This is a genomic window from Pseudooceanicola endophyticus (assembly GCF_018760365.1).
GTDB classification, from domain to species: Bacteria; Pseudomonadota; Alphaproteobacteria; order Rhodobacterales; family Rhodobacteraceae; genus Pseudooceanicola; species Pseudooceanicola endophyticus.
In genome coordinates, this window is sequence record NZ_JAHIAB010000027.1 from 1 (window position 1) to 19,597 (window position 19,597).

19 protein-coding genes and 1 riboswitch are annotated in these 19,597 nt (G+C 68.4%); of the genes, 16 read left to right on the top strand and 3 right to left on the bottom strand.

Annotation, left to right across the window (positions count from 1 at the left end):
- The coding region (locus KM176_RS24290) for an electron transfer flavoprotein subunit beta/FixA family protein (protein ID WP_160897354.1) at positions 1-579 on the top strand (579 nt) is incomplete at its 5' end.
- On the top strand, positions 579-1,505 hold the full coding sequence (locus tag KM176_RS24295; RefSeq protein WP_215558842.1) for an electron transfer flavoprotein subunit alpha/FixB family protein: 927 nt from the start codon (positions 579-581) through the stop codon (positions 1,503-1,505). The genes KM176_RS24290 and KM176_RS24295, both read left to right, overlap by 1 nt.
- 61 nt (positions 1,506-1,566) lie before the next feature.
- Here the strand turns inward: KM176_RS24295 and KM176_RS24300 are convergent, their stop codons facing one another.
- Entirely contained in the window at positions 1,567-2,865 is a 1,299-nt protein-coding gene (locus KM176_RS24300) for a type II toxin-antitoxin system HipA family toxin (RefSeq protein WP_160897314.1), read from the bottom strand.
- Entirely contained in the window at positions 2,862-3,140 is a 279-nt protein-coding gene (locus KM176_RS24305; RefSeq protein ID WP_160897313.1) for a helix-turn-helix domain-containing protein, read from the bottom strand. Before KM176_RS24305 ends, KM176_RS24300 begins: the two co-directional genes overlap by 4 nt.
- Positions 3,141-3,423: 283 nt before the next feature.
- On the opposite strand from KM176_RS24305, the gene KM176_RS24310 reads away from it, so the two are divergent.
- From KM176_RS24310 to KM176_RS24355, 10 genes are all read left to right on the top strand, one after another.
- On the top strand, positions 3,424-4,005 hold the full coding sequence (locus KM176_RS24310) for a GntR family transcriptional regulator (protein WP_236045454.1): 582 nt from the start codon (positions 3,424-3,426) through the stop codon (positions 4,003-4,005).
- Positions 4,006-4,080: 75 nt separating this feature from the next.
- On the top strand, positions 4,081-4,638 hold the full coding sequence (locus KM176_RS24315) for a biotin transporter BioY (RefSeq protein WP_160897311.1): 558 nt from the start codon (positions 4,081-4,083) through the stop codon (positions 4,636-4,638).
- Positions 4,635-5,612, top strand: a complete 978-nt coding sequence (bioB, locus tag KM176_RS24320; RefSeq protein WP_160897310.1) for a biotin synthase BioB — start codon at positions 4,635-4,637, stop codon at positions 5,610-5,612. The genes KM176_RS24315 and bioB overlap by 4 nt, the downstream gene beginning before the upstream one ends.
- 49 nt (positions 5,613-5,661) lie before the next feature.
- A riboswitch (cobalamin riboswitch) is annotated at positions 5,662-5,848 on the top strand.
- A gap of 93 nt (positions 5,849-5,941) precedes the next feature.
- Positions 5,942-6,949, top strand: a complete 1,008-nt coding sequence (locus tag KM176_RS24325; RefSeq protein ID WP_160897309.1) for an ABC transporter substrate-binding protein — start codon at positions 5,942-5,944, stop codon at positions 6,947-6,949.
- On the top strand, positions 6,946-7,986 hold the full coding sequence (locus KM176_RS24330) for a FecCD family ABC transporter permease (protein ID WP_160897308.1): 1,041 nt from the start codon (positions 6,946-6,948) through the stop codon (positions 7,984-7,986). The genes KM176_RS24325 and KM176_RS24330 overlap by 4 nt, the downstream gene beginning before the upstream one ends.
- Complete coding sequence (locus KM176_RS24335) at positions 7,983-8,744, top strand: ABC transporter ATP-binding protein (protein ID WP_160897307.1); 762 nt, start codon at positions 7,983-7,985, stop codon at positions 8,742-8,744. Before KM176_RS24330 ends, KM176_RS24335 begins: the two co-directional genes overlap by 4 nt.
- A 131-nt stretch (positions 8,745-8,875) precedes the next feature.
- Positions 8,876-9,307, top strand: coding sequence for a DoxX family protein (locus KM176_RS24340; RefSeq protein ID WP_215558843.1), 432 nt, complete (start codon positions 8,876-8,878; stop codon positions 9,305-9,307).
- 208 nt (positions 9,308-9,515) lie between these two features.
- Positions 9,516-10,484, top strand: a complete 969-nt coding sequence (locus KM176_RS24345; RefSeq protein WP_160897260.1) for a TAXI family TRAP transporter solute-binding subunit — start codon at positions 9,516-9,518, stop codon at positions 10,482-10,484.
- Between the two features lie 56 nt (positions 10,485-10,540).
- Positions 10,541-13,153, top strand: a complete 2,613-nt coding sequence (locus KM176_RS24350; RefSeq protein WP_160897261.1) for a TRAP transporter permease — start codon at positions 10,541-10,543, stop codon at positions 13,151-13,153.
- Positions 13,150-13,590: a universal stress protein gene (locus tag KM176_RS24355; RefSeq protein WP_160897262.1), complete on the top strand. Its 441-nt coding sequence runs from the start codon at positions 13,150-13,152 to the stop codon at positions 13,588-13,590. The genes KM176_RS24350 and KM176_RS24355 overlap by 4 nt, the downstream gene beginning before the upstream one ends.
- 116 nt (positions 13,591-13,706) lie before the next feature.
- Here the strand turns inward: KM176_RS24355 and KM176_RS24360 are convergent, their stop codons facing one another.
- Positions 13,707-14,594 carry a MurR/RpiR family transcriptional regulator gene (locus tag KM176_RS24360; protein WP_160897263.1) on the bottom strand — a complete coding sequence of 296 codons (888 nt, stop codon included), beginning with the start codon at positions 14,592-14,594 and terminating at the stop codon, positions 13,707-13,709.
- 123 nt (positions 14,595-14,717) lie between these two features.
- Between KM176_RS24360 and KM176_RS24365 the strand changes: the two genes are divergently transcribed.
- The 4 genes from KM176_RS24365 to KM176_RS24380 form a co-directional block, all read left to right on the top strand.
- Positions 14,718-17,111, top strand: coding sequence for a GcvT family protein (locus KM176_RS24365; protein ID WP_160897264.1), 2,394 nt, complete (start codon positions 14,718-14,720; stop codon positions 17,109-17,111).
- A gap of 3 nt (positions 17,112-17,114) precedes the next feature.
- Positions 17,115-17,873 (top strand): BKACE family enzyme, encoded by a 759-nt coding sequence (locus KM176_RS24370; RefSeq protein WP_160897265.1) that lies wholly within the window; start codon positions 17,115-17,117, stop codon positions 17,871-17,873.
- Positions 17,870-19,204, top strand: coding sequence for an aspartate aminotransferase family protein (locus KM176_RS24375; RefSeq protein WP_160897266.1), 1,335 nt, complete (start codon positions 17,870-17,872; stop codon positions 19,202-19,204). The genes KM176_RS24370 and KM176_RS24375 overlap by 4 nt, the downstream gene beginning before the upstream one ends.
- An 86-nt stretch (positions 19,205-19,290) precedes the next feature.
- Positions 19,291-19,597, top strand: a 307-nt coding sequence (locus KM176_RS24380; RefSeq protein ID WP_408004292.1) for an electron transfer flavoprotein subunit beta/FixA family protein, incomplete at its 3' end; no start/stop codon positions are given.

Here is a 19,597-nt window from a genome sequence, read left to right on the forward strand (position 1 = left end):
GTTTCCGTCGGCGTGAAGCAGGCGCAGGAAACGCTGCGCACCGCGCTGGCCATGGGCGCCGACCGGGCGATCCTGGTGGTGGCCGCCGAGGATGTGCATCAGGACATCGAACCGCTGGCCGTGGCCAAGATCCTCAAGGCCGTGATCGACGCCGAGGCGCCCCAGCTGGTGATCGCCGGCAAGCAGGCCATCGACAACGACATGAACGCCACCGGCCAGATGCTGGCCGCGCTGACCGGCTGGTCCCAGGCGACCTTCGCCGGCAAGGTCGAGATCGAGGGCGAGGCCGCCACCGTCACCCGCGAGGTCGACGGCGGCCTGCAGACCCTCAAGGTCGCGCTTCCGGCGGTCGTCACCGCCGACCTGCGCCTGAACGAGCCGCGCTATGCCTCGCTGCCCAACATCATGAAGGCCAAGAAGAAACCTCTGGAGGAAAAGACCGCCGCCGATCTGGGCGTCGATGTCTCTCCGCGTCTCGAGGTCCTCAGGACGTCCGAGCCCGAGACCCGTCAGGCCGGCGAGATGGTGGCTTCGGTCGATGAGCTGGTCGCGAAACTGAAAGAGAAGGGGGTCCTGTGATGGCTGTTCTCCTGCTTGCGGAAATCAATGACGGGGCGCTGGCAATGGATGCCACCGCCAAGGCCGTGACCGCCTCTGCCGCCCTGGGCGAGGTGACGGTGCTGTGTGCCGGCGCGGGCGCTGCGGCGGCAGCAGCCGAAGCCGCCACCATCGCGGGCGTCGCGAAGGTGCTGGTGGCCGAGGATGCGCTTTACGGGCACCGCCTGGCGGAACCGACCGCGGCGCTGATCCTGTCGCTGGCCCCGGGCTACAGCCACATCGTCGCCCCGGCGACCACCGATGCAAAGAACATCCTGCCGCGCGTGGCGGCCCTGCTGGACGTGATGATCCTGTCCGATGTCACCTCCGTGGTGGATGCGGATACGTTCGAGCGCCCGATCTACGCGGGCAATGCCATTCAGACCGTGAAATCCAAGGATTCGGTTAAGGTGATCACCTTCCGGACCTCGACCTTCGACGCGGCGGCCACGGGTGGCGCGGCGGCGGTGGAGCCGGTTGCGGCGGCGGCCGATCCGGGCCTGTCGGAATGGCTGGAAGACAAGGTGGCCGAGAGCGACCGGCCCGAGCTGACCTCGGCGAAGATCGTGGTTTCGGGCGGTCGCGGCGTCGGTTCGGAGGCGGATTTCGCGCTGATCTCGGGCCTGGCGGACAAGCTGGGCGCGGCGGTTGGCGCCTCGCGTGCGGCGGTCGACTCGGGCTTTGCGCCGAACGACTGGCAGGTCGGCCAGACCGGCAAGGTCGTGGCGCCGGATCTTTACGTTGCGGTCGGGATTTCCGGGGCAATTCAGCACCTTGCGGGGATGAAGGACAGCAAGGTGATCGTCGCGATCAACAAGGACGAAGAGGCGCCGATCTTCCAGGTCGCCGATTACGGCCTGGTCGCCGACCTCTTCGAGGCCGTCCCCGAGCTGACCGCAAAGCTCTGATCCCAAAGACACCCATCAAAAGGCCCGCCCAGGCGGGCCTTTTTGCCGTCCGGGGTGGACCTCAGAACCGGCCGCGCAGACGCTGCGCGTTCTCATCCACCGCCCGGGCCACCTGCCGCACCAGCGCCGGGGTCGTACCGGGCATGGCGCAGACGGTTTCCTCGGTCGCGATCATCTGGGCGACCATGGCGTCGATCAGGGTCAGGACACGGTCGCGCACGGTGCTGGGGTTGCGCCCGGCCTCGCGGGCGATCTGGCTCCAGTGTGCCGGGGTCAGGTCGTAGGGGCGCCGCTTGCGACCGCAGATGTTCTGCGCCAGGTCCTTGACCAGGTGCGGCCAGGGCAATGTGCAGGAGACATCGTAAAGCGGCGCCAGCTGCGGGCTTTCCCCCAGCAGCATGGAGTAGTTCTTGGCATGGGCGTCGGTATTGGCGACCAGCACGTTGAAGATGAACTGATCCATCAGCGCCAGGTCGTCGCGCGGAGGCAGGTGGCGCCCGGTGCGCAGCAATCCCTCCAGCGTCAGGCCCCGCAGCGTGCCGCGTTCGTATTTCAGCCCCGGCGGCAGGGCGTTGGCCTGGGCGAAGTCCTCCTGGTGCAGGCGGCGCAGCCGGCCAGTCCGGGTGATCCGGCGGTCATAGCGCACAACGCCCAGGGCCAGGCGGTGCTGCCCGGGCACCGTGAAGACTTCGGCTGCGGCGATGCCGATGCGGGCGGCCAGGGTCAGGCAGTAGGCTTCGTTCTCGACGATTCCGGGCAGGTCGGGATTGTCCGGCTTCAGGATCACGGTGCTGGGCGCCCCCCGCATCGGCACGGCAAGCCGGTCTTCGGGGCGCGGCGGTCCGATCCGGGGCTGACCCGAAGGGTCGATCACGGCCAGGGCGGTCTTTTCCTGTCCGCCCGCCAGCGACAGGCGGACACCATCCTCTCCGGCCAGGAAGGGGCGCTGGCGCAGATCCTGAAAATGCCGATCCAGGGCCTGGCCGGGATCGGAAAGGCCGTAGAAGGTGCTCAGCGGGCGGTAGGCCCAGTCTTCGGGCGGGCCCGGCACCTCGAAGGAGAGGGCGCCTGCCGTATCGCCGCCGATCTCGCGCAGCAGGGCCAGCGTGTCGCCGGCCGAAAGGCCGAGAGAACGCGCCAGGGCGGTCAGCTGGCGCTCCTCGGGCAGCAGGTTGGCGATCCAGGGGGCAATGACCGCGTCGGGGAAACGCTCAGGTCCCAGCGGCATGGTGACCGAAAGGGGAAAGGCCTGCCGGGTGGCCAGCCAGCGCGGGTCATAGGCGAAGGACAGCGTGCCATCCCCGGCCACGGTCAGCGCGCCGACCTCAAAGCGTTCGAAGAAGACCGGGACCCGCATCATTCCTCCTCGTCCAGGTCATAGCCGCCCATGGGGGCCGGGCGCGGCGGCATGGGGGCGGCAGGATCGACGAAGAAGGCGGACACCTCGACGCGCAGCGCCTCGGACAGCCGCAGGAAGGTCGACAGCTTGACGTCCCGGCGCCCGTTCTCGATCAGCGAAAGGGCCGGAACGGCCAGGCCGGTCAGTGTGGCCAGATCCCTCTGGCTGAGGTCGCGGGCCTTGCGCAGGGCGCGGATGCGCCGGCCAACCTCTGCTTGCAGATCCTCGATTGCCATGGGGTCCTCGTGGCTGTGGCGTGTTATCCTTTGGGATAATTTGCAGGGAAAATCCGGCAAAGTCGAGGGGAATTACTCTGAGGGATAATTTTTGCCACTTTTAGGCGGCAGTATCCTGAAATTATCCCCGGGGATAATGAACTTGGGGCGCCGCTTTCGCCTCGACAGGGCGAGGATGCAAAATTATATATAAAACATGAAAACGATGACCGAAGAGACCCAATCACAGCGGATCGCGCGGATCCTCGCAGATCGCATCATCGCCGGCGATCTTGCCCCGGGGCTGCGCCTGCGTCAGGATCACGTCGCGGCGGAATTCCAGGTCAGCCATGTCCCCGTGCGCGAGGCCTTCCGAGAGCTTCAGGCCCAGGGCCTGGCGGAAAGCCAGCCCCGGCGGGGCTTCCGCGTGACCGAGTTCGACGTGGCCGAATTGCGCGAGGTGGCAGAGATGCGCGCAAGCCTCGAAGCATTGGCGCTGCGCCATGCCGCCCCCAACCTGACGCGCTCTATTCTTAAGGAAGCAGAAGAGGTTACGCGACATGGGGATCGGGCGATCAGTGTCCGGGACTGGGAGGCGGCGAACCGTCGCTTCCACCGGCTGATCCTGGCGCCTTGCCGGATGCCGCGGCTGCTGCGCAGCATCGACGACCTTCAGGCCGCCAGTGCCCGGTTCCTGTTTGCAGCCTGGCGGCGCGACTGGGAGGCGCGGACCGATCATGACCACCGCGCGATCCTCGAAGCCCTGGGCCGGGAGCAGACGGAGCTTGCCTGCGCCACCCTCGCGCGGCATGTCGGCTGGATCGGCAAGCGCAAGCCGGCAATGAAAAATGCAGATCCAAAAGAGACTTACGAGATTCCTGGATAATTATATATAAAGTATATTTTCAGACCGGGCCACAACTCCGTAGTCATAGATAGTTTCATGACGGAGGACCTGAATATGGCTCATGCAATTCCCGCCCGGACCCGATCCGGACCGTTCTGGCGCGACTTGGCCCTGGTGCTGGGCGGCGCGGCACTGATCACCCTGGCCGCCAAGGTGCAAATCCCGTTCTGGCCGGTGCCGATGACGCTGCACAGCCTTGCGGTGTTCTTCCTGGCGGCATCTCTGGGCCCGCGGCGCGGACTGGCGGCGGTCAGCGCCTATCTGGCGGCCGGGTCGCTTGGGCTGCCGGTGTTTTCCGGCACGCCGGAACGCGGCATCGGGCTGGCCTATATGGCGGGGCCCACCGGCGGCTACCTGCTGGGCTACCTGCTGGCGGCGCCGCTGACCGGCGTTCTGGCGCGCGGGCGGGGCCTGATCGGGCGCGGCCTGGCGATGCTGGCCGGGCTGACCGTGGTCTATCTTTGCGGGCTGGCCTGGCTGGCCAGCTTCGTGCCGCTTTCCGGGGTGCTGGCTGCGGGCTTCACCCCCTTCATCCTGGGGGACCTGGTGAAGCTGGCGCTGGCCAGCGGGCTGATCTCGGGGCTGCGACGGCTGTGGAACGGGCGGCAATGATCCGCACCGACTGGACGCAGGAGGAGGCCCGGGCGATCCACGCCCTGCCCTTCCCCGAGCTGATGTACCGTGCACAAGGCCTGCACCGGGCGCATTTCGACCCGACCAGCCTGGAAACCGCGACGCTGCTCAGTATCAAGACCGGCGGTTGCCCGGAGGATTGCGGCTACTGTTCGCAATCCGCCCATCACGACAGTGGCGTGAAGGCGACCCGCCTGATGGCGACCCAAGAGGTGCTGGCGGCGGCCCGGCGGGCGCGGGATGCCGGGGCGCAGCGCTTCTGCATGGGGGCCGCCTGGCGCAATCCCAAGGACCGCGACATGGACCGCCTGTGTGAGATGGTGCGCGGCGTCGCGGGCCTGGGGCTGGAGACCTGCATGACCCTGGGAATGCTGACCCCGGAGCAGGTGGCGCGGCTGAAGCAGGCCGGGCTCGATTTCTACAACCACAATATCGACACTTCGCCCGGCTATTATCCCCGCATCGCCAGCACCCGCACCATGGCAGACCGGCTGGACACGGTGGAAAACGTGCGCCGGGGCGGCCTCCGGGTCTGCTGCGGCGGCATCCTCGGCATGGGCGAGGAGGAGGCCGACCGGATCGCGCTTCTGGTGACCCTGGCGACCCTGCCCGAACATCCCGACAGCGTGCCGGTGAACCTCTGGACCGAGGTGCCGGGGGTGCCGGTGCAGGACCGCGCCCGGCCCGTCGATCCTCTGGCGCTGGTGCGGCTGGTGGCGCTGGCGCGGATCCTGATGCCGGCCTCCGTGGTGCGGCTGTCGGCGGGGCGCAAGGATCTGGACGACGCGACACAGGCGCTGTGCTTCCTGGCCGGGGCGAACTCGATCTTCGTGGGCGACCAGCTGCTGACCACCGAGAACCCGGCGACCTGGCAGGATGCCGATCTGCTGGCGCGGCTGGGCATGCGGGTGGCCCCGGCGCGGGCACCTTCCCCCGCAGAGCCGGTCGCCTGACCCGACCCCTGCCGCTGTTCACGCATCGTTGACCTTGGCGGCAGGGGCTGAAATACAGATCGGCGTCGGTGCCCCCCGGGGCCGAAGAGGGAATCCGCCCCGGTGGCCCGGGAAACGGAACTGCCCCCGCAACTGTAGGCGAAGAGCCGGTTCGAACTGCCACTGGGATCCTCCCGGGAAGGCCGGACCGGCAGCGAGGCGCCAGTCAGGAGACCTGCCGACGCATGTGTAACCGGACCGGACGGGGTGCGCCGGCGGGCCAGCGCGTCCGGCGATGCCGGCTTGGCCTTCCCGCTTCCAGCCCCGGTCCCATCTGACGGGACGAACAGATGAAGCATATCCTTTTGGCCGGTGCCCTGCTGGCCGGCTCTGCCCTGCCGCTGGCGGCGCAGACGCACTATCCGCTTACCCTGCAGAACTGCGATCGGCAGATCCGTTTCGACGCTGCCCCCGACAGTGTCGTCACCATCGGCCAGTCGGCGACCGAGATCCTCTATTCCCTGGGCCTCGCGCCGAAGGTCACCGGCACCTCGGTCTGGTTCACCCCGGTCCTGCCGCAATTCGCCAAGGTCAATGCCGGGATCGAGCGGCTGGCCGACAACGACCCCAGCTTCGAAAGCGTGGTCGCCAAGCGCCCGGGGCTGGTGGCCGCGCAGTACGAGTGGCATGTCGGAGAGAACGGCGCCGTCGGCACGCGCGAGATGTTCGCGGACCTGGGCATCGCGACCTACATCCTGCCCGCCGACTGCGACACCAAGGACAATGCCACCGGTGGCGACGGCACCCGCACCGGCGCCTTCGCGCCCGCGCAGGTCTACAAGGGCATCCGCCAGCTGGCCGAGATCTTCGACGTCGGCGCCGCCGGCGACACGCTGATCGCCCAGCTGCAGGCGACCGAAGAGGCGGCGGTGGCCCGCGCCCGGGCGCTCGACCTGCCGAAGGATCTTTCGGCGGTGTTCTGGTTCTCCTCTCCGGACCTGGAAAGCGACCCCTATGTCGCCGGCCGCCTTGGCGCGCCGGGCTACATGATGCGGCAGCTGGGCATCCGCAATGTCATCCAGTCCGATGAGGAATGGCCCACCGTCGGCTGGGAAACCATCGCCCGCGCTGATCCCGATGTCATCGTTCTGGCCACCATGGACCGTCGCCGCTTCACCGCCGACGACATTGCCGCGAAGCGCAAATTCCTGGAAACCGACCCGGTGGCCAGCCAGATGACCGCCGTCCGCGAAGGCCACATCGTCGAGATGGATGCCCATGCCATGAGCGCGACGATGCGCACCCTCTACGGCCTCGACAGCCTGTCCCGCGCCCTGTCCAAGATGACCTTCGAATGAGGCCGGCGGCCCGCGCCGCCCCCTGGCTGCTGGGGCCGCTGATCCTGGCCGTTGCGATCCTGGCGGGCACCGCGATCGGAGAGACCCGCCTGCCGCCGGCGACGGTCTGGCAGACGCTGGCGAACCACCTCTGGGGCGCCAGCCATGCCGTCGACCGGATCGATGCCGGCATCATCTGGAGCTACCGGTTGCCGCGCGCCCTGGTGGCGGCGGCCTGCGGTGCGGGGCTTGCGCTGACCGGGGTGGTGCTGCAGGCGCTGCTGCGCAACCCGTTGGCCGACCCCTACCTGATGGGGCTGTCGGCGGGGGCGTCGACCGGGGCGGTACTGGTGTCGATCGCCGGGGTCGGCGCCGGGGCGGTCTCGCTTTCCGCGGGGGCGCTGGCGGGGGCGCTGGCGGCCTTTGGCGCCGTCGTGGCGCTGGCCCATGCGGTTCAGGGCGGCACCGGGGGCGGGCGGGGCACCCGCGCCGCCGCCGCGATCATCCTGGCCGGGATCGCCGGCAGCCAGATGTTCAACGCGCTGACCGCCTTCATCATCGCGCGCTCGGCCAATGCCGAACAGGCGCGCGGCATCCTGTTCTGGCTGATGGGCAACCTCTCGGGCATCCGCTGGGATGATGTGGCGCCCGCCATTCTGGCGACGCTGGCCGGCACGGGCATCTGCCTGTGGCACCGCCGCAGCCTCGATGCCTTCACCTTCGGGCCCGACAGTGCCGCCTCCCTCGGGATCGAGGTGCGCAAGGTGCGCGGCCTGCTGATCACCGTCACCGCGCTGATGATCGGGGTGCTGGTTTCGAAGGTCGGCGCCATCGGCTTCGTGGGCCTGGTGGTGCCCCATGCCATGCGCTTCCTGGTGGGCACACGGCACCAGCGGCTTGTGCCGGCCTCGGCGCTGGCGGGAGCGGTCTTCCTGGTGGCGGCGGATGTCATCGCGCGGATCATCGTGCCGGGCCAGGTGCTGCCCATCGGGGTGATCACCGCCCTGGTCGGCGCCCCGGCCTTCGCCGTGATCCTGATCCGGGGGGCCCGCAGATGAGCCTTTCGGTCCATGCGCTTTCGGTGCGGGTGCACCGGGCGCAGCTGCTGCACGACATCACCCTCGAGGTCGCGCCGGGAGAATGCCTGGGGCTGATCGGGCCGAACGGTTCGGGCAAGTCCACGCTGATGCGCAGTCTGGCGGGGCTGCTGCGCCCCCGTGCCGGAGAGGTACGGCTGCAGGGCCAGCCGCTGGCGCGGCTTTCCGCCCGGACCCGAGCGCAGCGCATCGCCCTGGTCGAGCAGCAGGCCGATACAACCGACCGGCTGCGTGTCCGCGAGGCGGTCGAGCTGGGCCGCACCCCCTACCTGTCGCCGCTTCGGGGCTGGTCGCCGCAGGATGATGCCCGGGTCGACCGGGCGCTGGCAGCGGTCGAGATGACGGCGCTGGCGGACCGGCTCTGGCACACCCTCTCGGGCGGGGAGCAGCAGCGTGTGCATATTGCCCGCGCCCTGGCCCAGGATCCCGAGGTGCTGCTGCTGGACGAGCCGACGAACCACCTGGACATCCGCCACCAGCTGGCCCTGCTGGCGCTGGTGCGCGAGCTGCGGATCACCCGGGTCATCGCCCTGCACGACCTGAACCAGGCGCTTGGCTGCGACCGGCTGGCGCTGCTGGATGGCGGGCGGCTGCGGGCCATCGGTCGCCCCGAAGAGGTGCTGACCGAGGCCGCCCTGCGCCGCCATTTCGGCGTCGGTGCGATCCGCACCACCGATCCATCCGGCCAGCCCGCCCTGCATTTCACCCATGCGCTGTGACGGCGCATGGGGACTTGGAATGATATGAAGTAAGTCATTCCATACCTTCAACGTATGAAGCACAATCTAACAGGTCTATCCCTGCCCTCAACGCAACGCCGCGCCCGCGCGGCCCTGACGAGGACAAGACCATGATCGACCTTTCTTCCAACCTCCTCGGCGCCGCCGGCGCCGGTTCCGCAACCGCCATCGCCCTGGCCGCCCTGCTGCTGAGGCTGAGCCTTGGCGGGCTCTTCCTGGCCCATGCCTACCTGAAATATTTCGTCTTCACGCCGAAGGGCGCGGCTGGCTTCTTTGCCTCGCTCGGCGTGCCGGGCTGGTTCGCCTACCTCACCATCGCCGCCGAGACCCTGGGCGGCATCGCCCTGATCCTGGGCTTCCAGACCAGCCTGGTCGCGCTGCTGCTGATCCCGACCCTGCTGGGCGCCGCCATCCTGGCCCATGGCAAGAACGGCTTCTGGTTCAACAACCCGAATGGCGGCTGGGAGTATCCCGCCTTCTGGGCCGTGACCCTGCTGATCCAGGCCCTGCTGGGCGGTGGCGCCCTGGCCCTGACCGCCTGAGCCCGAACCCGCAGCAAAGTCCCCCGGCACTGCCCCGAAAAGGCCCCCCGACGCCCCGGCGCCGGGGGGTTCTCGCATGTCTTGGGCAGCCGCATTCATAACATCCGTTATTCCGTGACAGCTTCCGAAACATCAGTTGAGCTTCCCGCAGCCAGGCACCTGGCAGTCGCGGCGGCGCCGCGATGGAGCGAACAACAGGGAACACGGAATGAACCTCAGAACGACACTCGCACCGCTTGGCCTTGTCGCCACGCTACTGGCCGGTCCGGCGGTGGCGCAGGACCCGCATTTCATCACCATCGGCACCGGCGGCGTGACCGGTGTCTACTATCCGACCGGCGGTGCGATCTGCCGGCTGGTCAATGCCGATCGCGCCGAGAACGGCCTGCGCTGCTCCGTCGAATCCACCGGCGGTTCGGTCTACAACACCCGCACCATCCGCCAGGGAGAGCTCGACTTCGGCGTCGTGCAGTCCGATGTCCAGGCCGCCGCCATCGCCGGCACTGGCGCCTTCACCGATGACGGCCCCTATCCGCAGCTGCGCGCGCTCTTCTCGATCCACCCCGAGCCGATGCACCTGATGGCCCGCGCTGATGCCGGGATCGACACGGTCGCCAATCTGAAGGGCCACCGGGTCAACATCGCCAACCCCGGTTCCGGCACGCGGGTGCTGGCCGACACGCTGATGAAATACGAGGGGCTGACCAAGGACGACTTCTCGCTGGCGGCGGAACTGGCCTCCTCGGAACAGGCCTCGGCGCTCTGCGATGGCAATATCGATGCCACGATCTGGGCCGCGGGCCTGCCCAACGGCTCCACCCAGGAGGCGACCTCGACCTGCGCCGTCAAGCTGATCCCCCTGGATGACGCCGGCATCAAGAAGCTGCTGGCCGAGAACCCCGCCTATGCGGCGGCGACCATCCCCGGCGGCATGTACACCGGCAACCCCGACGACATCCCCTCCTGGGGGCCGCGCGCGACCTTCGTGACCTCGGCGGACACGCCCGATGACGTGGTCTACGCCGTGGTCAAGGCCGTGTTCGACAACTTCGACAGCTTCAAGCGCCTGCACCCGGCCTTCGCGCGCCTCGACGAGAAAGAGATGATCTCGTCCGGTCTGACCGCGCCGCTGCATCCCGGCGCGCTGAAATACTACAAGGAACGCGGCTGGAAATAAGGCCCGCCGGCCCCGCCCGAGACCGCTCGGGCGGGGCCTTCCCTTCGTGCAACACCATGACCTCCGGGGGACGGAACTTGAGCCGAACCGAACCGACCGACCGCGGCCCGGCCGCGGATGACTTCATCACCGACAACGATACCGGCGCGCGGGCGCCGACCGGGGCGCTGAACCGCCGCATCCTCTGGGCCGTGCCGCTGGCCTGGTCGCTGTTCCAGCTCTGGATCGCCTCGCCCCTGCCCTACGAGCTGGGCGTCTTCGTCGTCAACAACGCCCAGGGCCGGTCGATCCACCTGGCCTTCGCGGTCTTCCTGGCCTTCACCGCCTTCCCGACGCTGAAGCGCTCTCCGCGGCACAGGATCCCGGCACAGGACTGGATCCTGGCCCTGCTGGGGGCCTTCAGCGCCGGCTATCTCTATCTCTTCTGGGACGGGCTGGCGGCCCGTTCGGGGGCCCCCTCGGGACAGGATCTGACCTTCGCCTGCATCGGCGTGGTGCTGCTGATGGAGGCCGCGCGCCGGTCGCTGGGCTTCCCGCTGATGGCGGTGGCGGCGGTCTTCCTGGCCTATGTCTTCTTCGGCTCCTCCGACCTGCTGCCGGATGTCATCCGCTGGCGCGGCGCCTCGGTCGAGCGCGCCATGAGCCACATGTGGCTGACCACCGAGGGCGTCTTCGGCGTGGCGCTCGGCGTCTCCTCGGGCTTTGTCTTCCTCTTCGTGCTGTTCGGTGCGCTGCTGAACCAGGCCGGCGCCGGCAACTACTTCCTCAGCCTCGCCTTCGCCACCCTGGGCCACCTGCGCGGCGGCCCGGCCAAGGCCGCCGTCATCGCCTCGGCGGCGACCGGGCTGATCTCGGGCTCCTCCATCGCCAACGTGGTCACCACCGGCACCTTCACCATCCCGCTGATGAAGAAGGTGGGCTTCTCGCCCTCCAAGGCCGGCGCGGTCGAGGTCGCGTCCTCGATCAACGGCGTGCTGACACCGCCGGTGATGGGCGCGGTCGCCTTCCTGATGACCGAATATGTCGGCATCCCCTATATCGAGGTGGTCAAGACCGCCATCGTCCCGGCGGCGATCTCCTACGTGGCGCTGATCTACATCGTCCACCTGGAAGCCCTGAAGATGGGCATGACCGGGACTTCCAGGACCAACACGCTGGTCTTCCTGCTGCGCGCCGTGCTGGTGATCTGCGCGGCCATCCTCCTTGGCGGCGGCCTGCTGTGGCTGGCCGGAGAGGCCGTGGCACTGACCGAACAGTTCCTGGGGGCCGCGGCGGTGCCGGTGATCGTGGCGGTGTTCCTGGGGCTTTACGTGCTGGCGCTGCGCCATGCCGCCCGCGCCCCGGAGATCGACCTGAGCGTCGAGGGCATGCAGCACCTGCCGCCCACCGGCCAGATCTTCCGCAGCGGGCTGCATTACCTGCTGCCGATCCTGCTTCTGATGTACCTGCTGATGGTCGAGCGCAAGTCGCCCGGTTTCGCCGCCTTCTGGTCGGCCAGCTTCATGCTGCTGATGCTGGTGACCCAGGGCCCGCTGCGCGCCTTCTTCCGCGGTGAGGGCCAGGTCGGCGCCGCGCTGCGCGACGGCTGCGCCGAGGCGCTGGACGGGCTGGTGATCGGCGCCCGCAACATGATCGGCCTGGCCTGTGCCATGGCGGTCGCGGGGATCATCGTCGGCTCGGTCACGCTGACCGGCATCGGCCAGGTCATGGCCGAGTTCGTCGAGTTCCTGTCGGGCGGCAACCTGATGGCGATGCTGTTCTTCGTGGCGCTGATCTCGATCGTGCTGGGCATGGGGCTGCCGACCACGGCGAACTACATCGTGGTCTCCTCGCTCATGGCGGGGGTCGTGGTCGAGCTGGGCGCGCAGAACGGGCTGATCGTGCCGCTGGTCGCGGTGCACATGTTCGTCTTCTACTTCGGCATCATGGCCGACGTGACGCCCCCGGTGGGGCTGGCCAGCTTCGCCGCGGCGGCGATCTCGGGCGGGGACCCTCTGAAGACCGGCTTCCAGGCCTTCTTCTACTCGATCCGCACGGCGCTGCTGCCCTTCCTGTTCATCTTCAACACCGACCTGCTGCTGATCGACGTCACCTGGCAACATGCCATCGTCGTCTTCATCGTCGCCATGGCCGCGATGCTGATCTTTGCCGCCGGCACCATGGGCTGGTTCATCACGCGGTCGCGGCTGTGGGAATCCCTGGCGCTGGTGCTGGTGGCCCTGACGCTGTTCCGGCCAGGCTTCTGGCTGGACCGGGTGCAGCCCCCCTACGAGGACCTGCCTCCGGCGCAGATCTTCGACCTGGCACGGGCGGCCCCCGATGGCGCGAGCCTGCGCGTCGGGCTGGAGGGGATGACGCTGGACGGCGACCACAAGGCGGCAACCTTCCAGCTGCCGCTTGGCCCCGCGGGTCCGGACGGGGCGGCGCGCCTGTCACGCGCGGCCGGCCTCGATCTGGTGGAACGGGACGGTGCCGTCATCGTCGACATGATCGCCTTCGGCGGTCCGGCGGAACAGATGGGCATCGACTTCGACTGGACCGTCACCGCCATCGAGGAACCCGCCAAGCGCCTGCCGAAGGAAATCTTCTACCTGCCCGCCCTGCTGCTGCTGGGGCTGGTCAGCCTGGTGCAGTCCCGCCGCAAGCAACGTGAGGAGACCCCCGCATGACCAAGGAACCGCTGGTCCTGGCCGCCATCGACCTGGCCCATGCCGCGCGCAGCGCGCCGATCCTGCGCCAGGCGCTGGTGATGGCGGAAACCCGCAACGCCCGCCTGGCCGTGGTCTCGGTGCTGCCGGATCTCCAGATGGGGCTGCTGGGCCCCTGGCTGCGCGAGGGTGCCACCCAGGAGGTGATCGAGAGCGCCGGAGCAAAGCTGCACGAAGCCGTCGCCGACGCGCTTGGCGCCGAGGCCGCCGCCGGGGTGCAGCACATCCTGCGCCAGGGCACCGCCTACCAGGAGATCCTTACCCTGGCCGAGGAACGCCAGCCGCAGCTGATCGTCATGGGCGCCCACCGCCCCGAGCTGCGCGATTACCTGATCGGCCCGAACGCCGCCCGGGTGGTCCGCCATGCCCGTTGTTCGGTCATGGTCCTGCGGGAGTGATCCTGCCCCGCCGCGCCCCGGCCTGCGCCGTCCCTCCGGGGGCGGCGCTTGTTTTTTGGGCAATTTCGAAGATACATGTTTCCAGCACGAATTTTCTTCGGCCGAAAAATGCATAACTAACGTTTTTTCTGCGCCGCCCAGTAGGCCTGGCTCTCGGCGCGCATCGCCTCGTAGGAGTTGATTCTCTCCCGCGCGGCCTCGCCCCGGGTGGCCACCAGCTGGGCCAGCAGCGTCTCGATCAGGGCCATCACCCCGGCATAGCAGCCGAAATGATGCGTCGAGAGCACCGAGGCGATCAGCGTCTCGTCGGCGCTGAAATCCGGCGCGACGATCTCGCTGTCGGAAATCATCACCAGTTTCACTCCCTTGCGGCGGGCCAGCTTGCAGGCCTCGATGGTCTCGCGCGAATAGGGGGTGAAGGTCAGCGCGATCAGCACGTCGCCGGGCTGGGCATCGTGCAGTTCGTCCACGGGGCTGTTCATGTGGCGCGGGATCAGCTGCAGCGAGGGCAGTGCCATCCGGCCCACGTAATGCAGGTAATAGGCCAGCGCGTAGCTGGCGCGCACCGCCGTCAGGTAGACCGTGGGCGCCTGCATCAGCAGACCCACAACCCGGGCCATCTGGGCCACGTCCTGCTGTTCCAGGGTCCGCTGCACGATGCTCATGGCGTTCAGAGAGGCCTCTGCCTGGATGCGGCCCATCTCTCCGGCATCGCGCAGCCCTTCGACCCAGGCCGGCTTTTCAACCACCACCGCCGCCGAGACCAGCGCCTGCCGGAAGGGTTCGCGCATCTCGTCATAGCCGCCGAACCCCAGCCGCTCGGCCAGCCGCACCAGCGTATAGGTGCTGACACCGGCCTTGCGCGCGGTTTCACGGATCGGGTCGAGTCCGAAATCCGACGGGTGATCCACCACGTACTTGGCCACTGTCCGCAGGCCCCGGGGCAGGTCGGGGATCTCGTCCTTCAGCGTGGCAAGAGTGCGGTTTCTGAGCGTCGGATCCATGCAGGCGGCCCTTCCAGAAGAGAACAATCGTTATTTTCTGAAAATATTGACGCTTTTCGTTTTCAGCGCAAGGGTCGGACCATCACAACGGTCCACGGGGCCGCAGTACAGAGCAAGGACACAATGGCCGATCCCCTTCCCTCCCACGCCTCGGTCGTCGTCATTGGCGGCGGCATCATGGGCTGTTCCACCCTCTACCACCTCGCCAAGATGGGCGTGTCCGACGCCATCCTGCTGGAGCGCAACGCGCTGACCTCGGGCACCACCTGGCACTCTGCGGCCCAGGTGCGCGCGCTGCGGCATTCGAAGAACCTGACCCGGATGATCCAGTACTCGGTGGATCTCTATTCCCAGCTGGAACAGGAAACCGGCCAGTCCGTCGGATGGATCCAGAAGGGCTCTCTCTCCATCGCGACGAACCCGGACCGCCTGACCCACGTCAAGCGCCAGGAAGCGCTGGCCCATGCCTACGGCATCGACGCCTGGTCGATCTCTCCGGAAGAGGCCAAGGAACGCTGGCCGCTGATGAATGCCGATGACGTGCTGGGCGCGGTCTGGTCGCCCGATGACGGCCGCGTGTCCCCCTCGGACGTCTGCGCGGCGCTGGTGAAGGGCGCGAAGTCGCTGGGCGCCAGGATCTTCGAACGCACCGGCGTGACCGGCGTGCTGACGGAAAACGGCCACATCACCGGCGTCGAGACCACCCAGGGCACGATCGCCTGCGATGCGATTGCGCTTTGCACCGGCCTGTGGTCGCGTGAGGTTGGCGCCATGGCGGGGGCCGAGGTTCCGGCGCTGGCCTGCGAACACTTCTACCTGCTGACCAAGCCGGTCGAGGGGATCACCGGCAACATGCCGACGCTCTCGGACCACGACAACCACCTCTACATCCGCGACGACAGCGGCGGCCTGCTGGTCGGCTGCTTTGAGCCGATGGGCAAGCCCATCGCGCCGGGCGTCCTGAACGAAAGCTTCGAATTCGGTCTCCTGCCGGAGGACTGGGATCACTTCGAGCCGATGATGATGAACGCCCTGCACCGTCTGCCCGCGCTGGAGACGGCCGAGGTGAAGATGCTGCTGAACGGCCCGGAAAGCTTCACGCCGGACGGCACCTTCATGCTGGGCGAAACCGCCGAGACCAAGGGCCTGTTCCTGGGCTGCGGTCTGAACTCCGTCGGCATCGCCTCGGGCGGCGGCGCGGGGATGAACCTGGCCCATGCCATCGTGCACGGCCATACCGCCTATGACCTGACCGAGGCCGACGCCAAGCGCTTTGCCCCGATCTTCAACAACATCGACCACCTGATGGCCCGCGCCCCCGAGATCCTGGGCACGCATTACGACATCGCCTATCCCGGCAAGCAGCTGAAGACCGCGCGCAACCTGCGCCCGCTGCCGCTGGATGCCGAGTACCGCGAAGCCAAGGCCCACATGGGCCAGGTCTACGGCTGGGAACGCCCGCTCTACTTCGGCAAGACCCAGGAGCCGGTGCTGCGCTTCGACCGTCCCGACTGGTTCGAGAACGTGAAGGCCGAGGTCACCGCGGCGCATGAGAAGGCCGCGATCTTCGACGCCTCGCCCTTCGGCAAGATCGACGTGACCGGCCCCGACGCCGAGGCCTTCCTGCGCCACACCTGCGCCGGCCAGGTCCAGCGCAAGGCCGGTTCGGTCATCTATACCGCCGTGCTGAACGCCCGCGGCACGTTTGAGAGCGACATCACCGCCCATCGCCTGGCCGAGGACCACTACCGCCTCTTCGTCGGCAGCAACGCGATCAAGCGCGACCTGTCGTGGTTCCGCCGCAGCTCGGACGGCTTCGACGTGACCCTGACCGACGTGACCGAGGATTACGCGACCCTTGGCCTCATGGGCCCGGAAAGCACCCGCATCGCCGAGGCGCTGAACGCCGAAGGCCTGGCCGAGCTTGGCTACTTCAAGGTCGGCGCGGGCCGGATCGCGGGCATCGACGTCACCGCCGCGCGCCTCTCCTATGTCGGCGAAGCGGGCTGGGAGATCACCTGCGCCGCCTCCGACGCCAGGGCGCTCTATGCCGCCTTTACCGATCAGGGCGCGGTGCCTGCGGGCCTCTTCGCCCAGACCTCCATGCGGATCGAGAAGGGCTTCTGCGCCATGGGCCACGAGCTTGACGGCGACGTGAACCCGATTGCCGCGGGGCTCGACTTTGCCACCCGCAAGACGGGCGGTTTCGTCGGGGCCGAGGCGCTGGCAGAACTGCGCGGGAAAGGCGAGGAAGCGCGCGTCTTCTCGCTGAAGTTCGACGACGCGGCGGCGGTCCCGCTGGGCCACGAGCCGATCTACCTCGACGGGGCGATCATCGGGCAGACTTCCTCCTGCGCCTTCGGGTTCCGCGTCGGCAAGCCGGTGGCCCTGGGCCATGCGCATCACGCGGTGGCCGACGGCACCCGGGTCCAGGTGGACATCGCCCGCACCCTTTTCGAGGCCACCGTCGTCGAAGGGCCGCTCTTCGATCCCGACGGCAGCCGCATGAAGGTCTGAACCATGGGCCTGCCGATGATCATGGTCGCCCCCAACGGGGCACGGCGCGGCAGGGCGGATCATCCCGCCCTGCCGGTCACCACGGGCCAGATCGCCGACACCGCCGTGGCCTGTGCCGCGGCGGGCGCCGACGCGCTGCACCTGCATGTGCGCGATGCCGAAGGGGGGCATTCCCTCGACGCCGGGCGCTACCGCGAGGCCCTGGCCGAGCTCGCCTCCCGCGTCCCCGGCCTGCGGGTGCAGATCACCACCGAGGCAGCCGGGATCTTCGACGTCGCAACCCAGCTGCGTTGCCTGCGCGAGGTACAGCCCCGCTGGGCCTCGATCTCGGTCCGGGAGGTTGCCCGCGATCCGGACCTCGCTCCGCAGGTCTACGCCAGCTGCGCCGCGCAGGGGACCGAGGTGCAGCACATCCTCTACGATGCCGGTGACATCGCGCAGCTGAAGGACTGGCAGGCGCGCGGCATCGTCCGCCCGGAGCAGGAGGCGGTGCTGTTCGTGCTGGGCCGCTACGCCCCCGGCCAGGTCTCCTTCCCCGGCAACCTCGCGCCCTTCCGCGAGCGTCTGCCCGGGGTCCGCAACTGGATGGTCTGCGCCTTCGGACCGCAGGAACACGCCTGCCTGCTGGAGGCCGCGCGCCAGGGTGGCGCCCTGCGCGTGGGCTTCGAAAACAGCCTGAGCGATCATTGCAACCGGCCCCACCCCGACAACGCGGCCTCCGTGCGCGCGTTGCGTACCCTTCTCGAAAGCCATTCCGCATGACACAGAGCCACGTCTTCCCCCGTCACTGCCACTCCGACCTGCCCACCGCCGTCGGCGGCGAGGGCTGCTACCTGATCGACGCCGACGGCAAGCGTTACCTGGACGGATCTGGCGGCGCGGCGGTGTCCTGCCTCGGCCATTCCAACCAGCGGGTCCGCGACGCCATCAAGGCCCAGGTCGACCAGCTGGCCTTCGCCCATACCGGCTTCTTCACCTCCGAACCCGCCGAGGCGCTGGCCGATCTGCTGATCGCCAATGCCCCGGGAGATCTGGACCGGGTCTATTTCGTCTCCGGCGGCTCCGAGGCGGTGGAAAGCGCCATCAAGCTGGCGCGCCAGTACCACGTGGAGCGCGGTGACACCGGTCGCCGCCACCTGATCGCCCGTCGCCAGAGCTATCACGGCAACACCATCGGCGCGCTTTCGGCGGGCGGCAACGCCCTGCGCCGCGCCCAGTTCGCCCCCCTGCTGGTCGAGATGAGCCATATCGCGCCCTGCTACGAATACGCCGAACGCCCCGAGGACGAGAGCCCCGAGGCCTACGGCCAGCGCGTCGCGAACGAGCTCGAGGCCGAGATCCTGCGCCTCGGCCCGGAAACCGTCATGGCCTTCATCGCCGAGCCCGTCGTGGGCGCGACCCTTGGTGCCGTGCCGGCAGTGCCGGGCTACTTCAGGCGCGTGCGCGAAATCTGCGACCAGTACGGCGTGCTGCTGATCCTCGACGAGGTGATGTGCGGCATGGGGCGCACCGGCCATCTCTTTGCCTGCGACGCCGAGGTCATCGCCCCCGACATCCTGTGCATCGCCAAGGGGCTGGGCGCGGGCTACCAGCCGGTTGGCGCCATGCTGGCCTCGAAGCGGATCTACGACACCATCGCGGCAGGCAGCGGCTTCTTCCAGCATGGCCATACCTACCTTGGCCATCCGGTCGCCGCCGCGGCGGGCCTGGCCGTGGTTTCCGAGATGCTCGAGAAGGACCTGGTGAACCAGGTGCAGGCCCGGGGCGCCTATCTTCAGGCGGCACTGGAAGCCCGTTTCGGCCAGCACGCCCATGTCGGCGACATCCGGGGGCGCGGCCTGTTCCGGGGCCTCGAATTCGTCGCCGACCGCACCACCAAGCAGCCCTTCGACCCGGCCCTGGGACTGGCGGGCAAGCTGAAGAAGGCGGCCTTCGCCGAGGGGCTGATCTGCTATCCGATGCCCGGCACCCGCGACGGGCGTCACGGCGATCACTTGCTGCTGGCCCCGCCCTTCATCGCCACCGAAGCCGAGCTGGACGAGCTGGTCACGCGCCTGTCGCGGGCGCTCGACACGGTTCTGGCCGGCTTCTGACCCCACCCTTCCCCGACTGCCGTGCCCCTTCCTCCGGGAAGGGGGCGGCCTCTTTTTGCCCAATCCAAGACCCAGAGAGAGATCCCATGAAGATCATCGTGCCCGTGAAGCGGGTCATCGACTACAACGTCAAGGTCCGTGTCAGGGCCGACGGCTCGGGCGTCGACCTGGCCAATACCAAGATGTCCATGAACCCGTTCGACGAGATTGCCGTGGAAGAGGCGATCCGTCTGAAGGAAAAGGGCGTCGCAACCGAGGTCGTCGTCGTTTCCGTCGGCGTGAAGCAGGCGCAGGAAACGCTGCGCACCGCGCTGGCCATGGGCGCCGACCGGGCGATCCTGGTGGTGGCCGCCGAGGATGTGCATCAGGACATCGAACCGCTGGCCGTGGCCA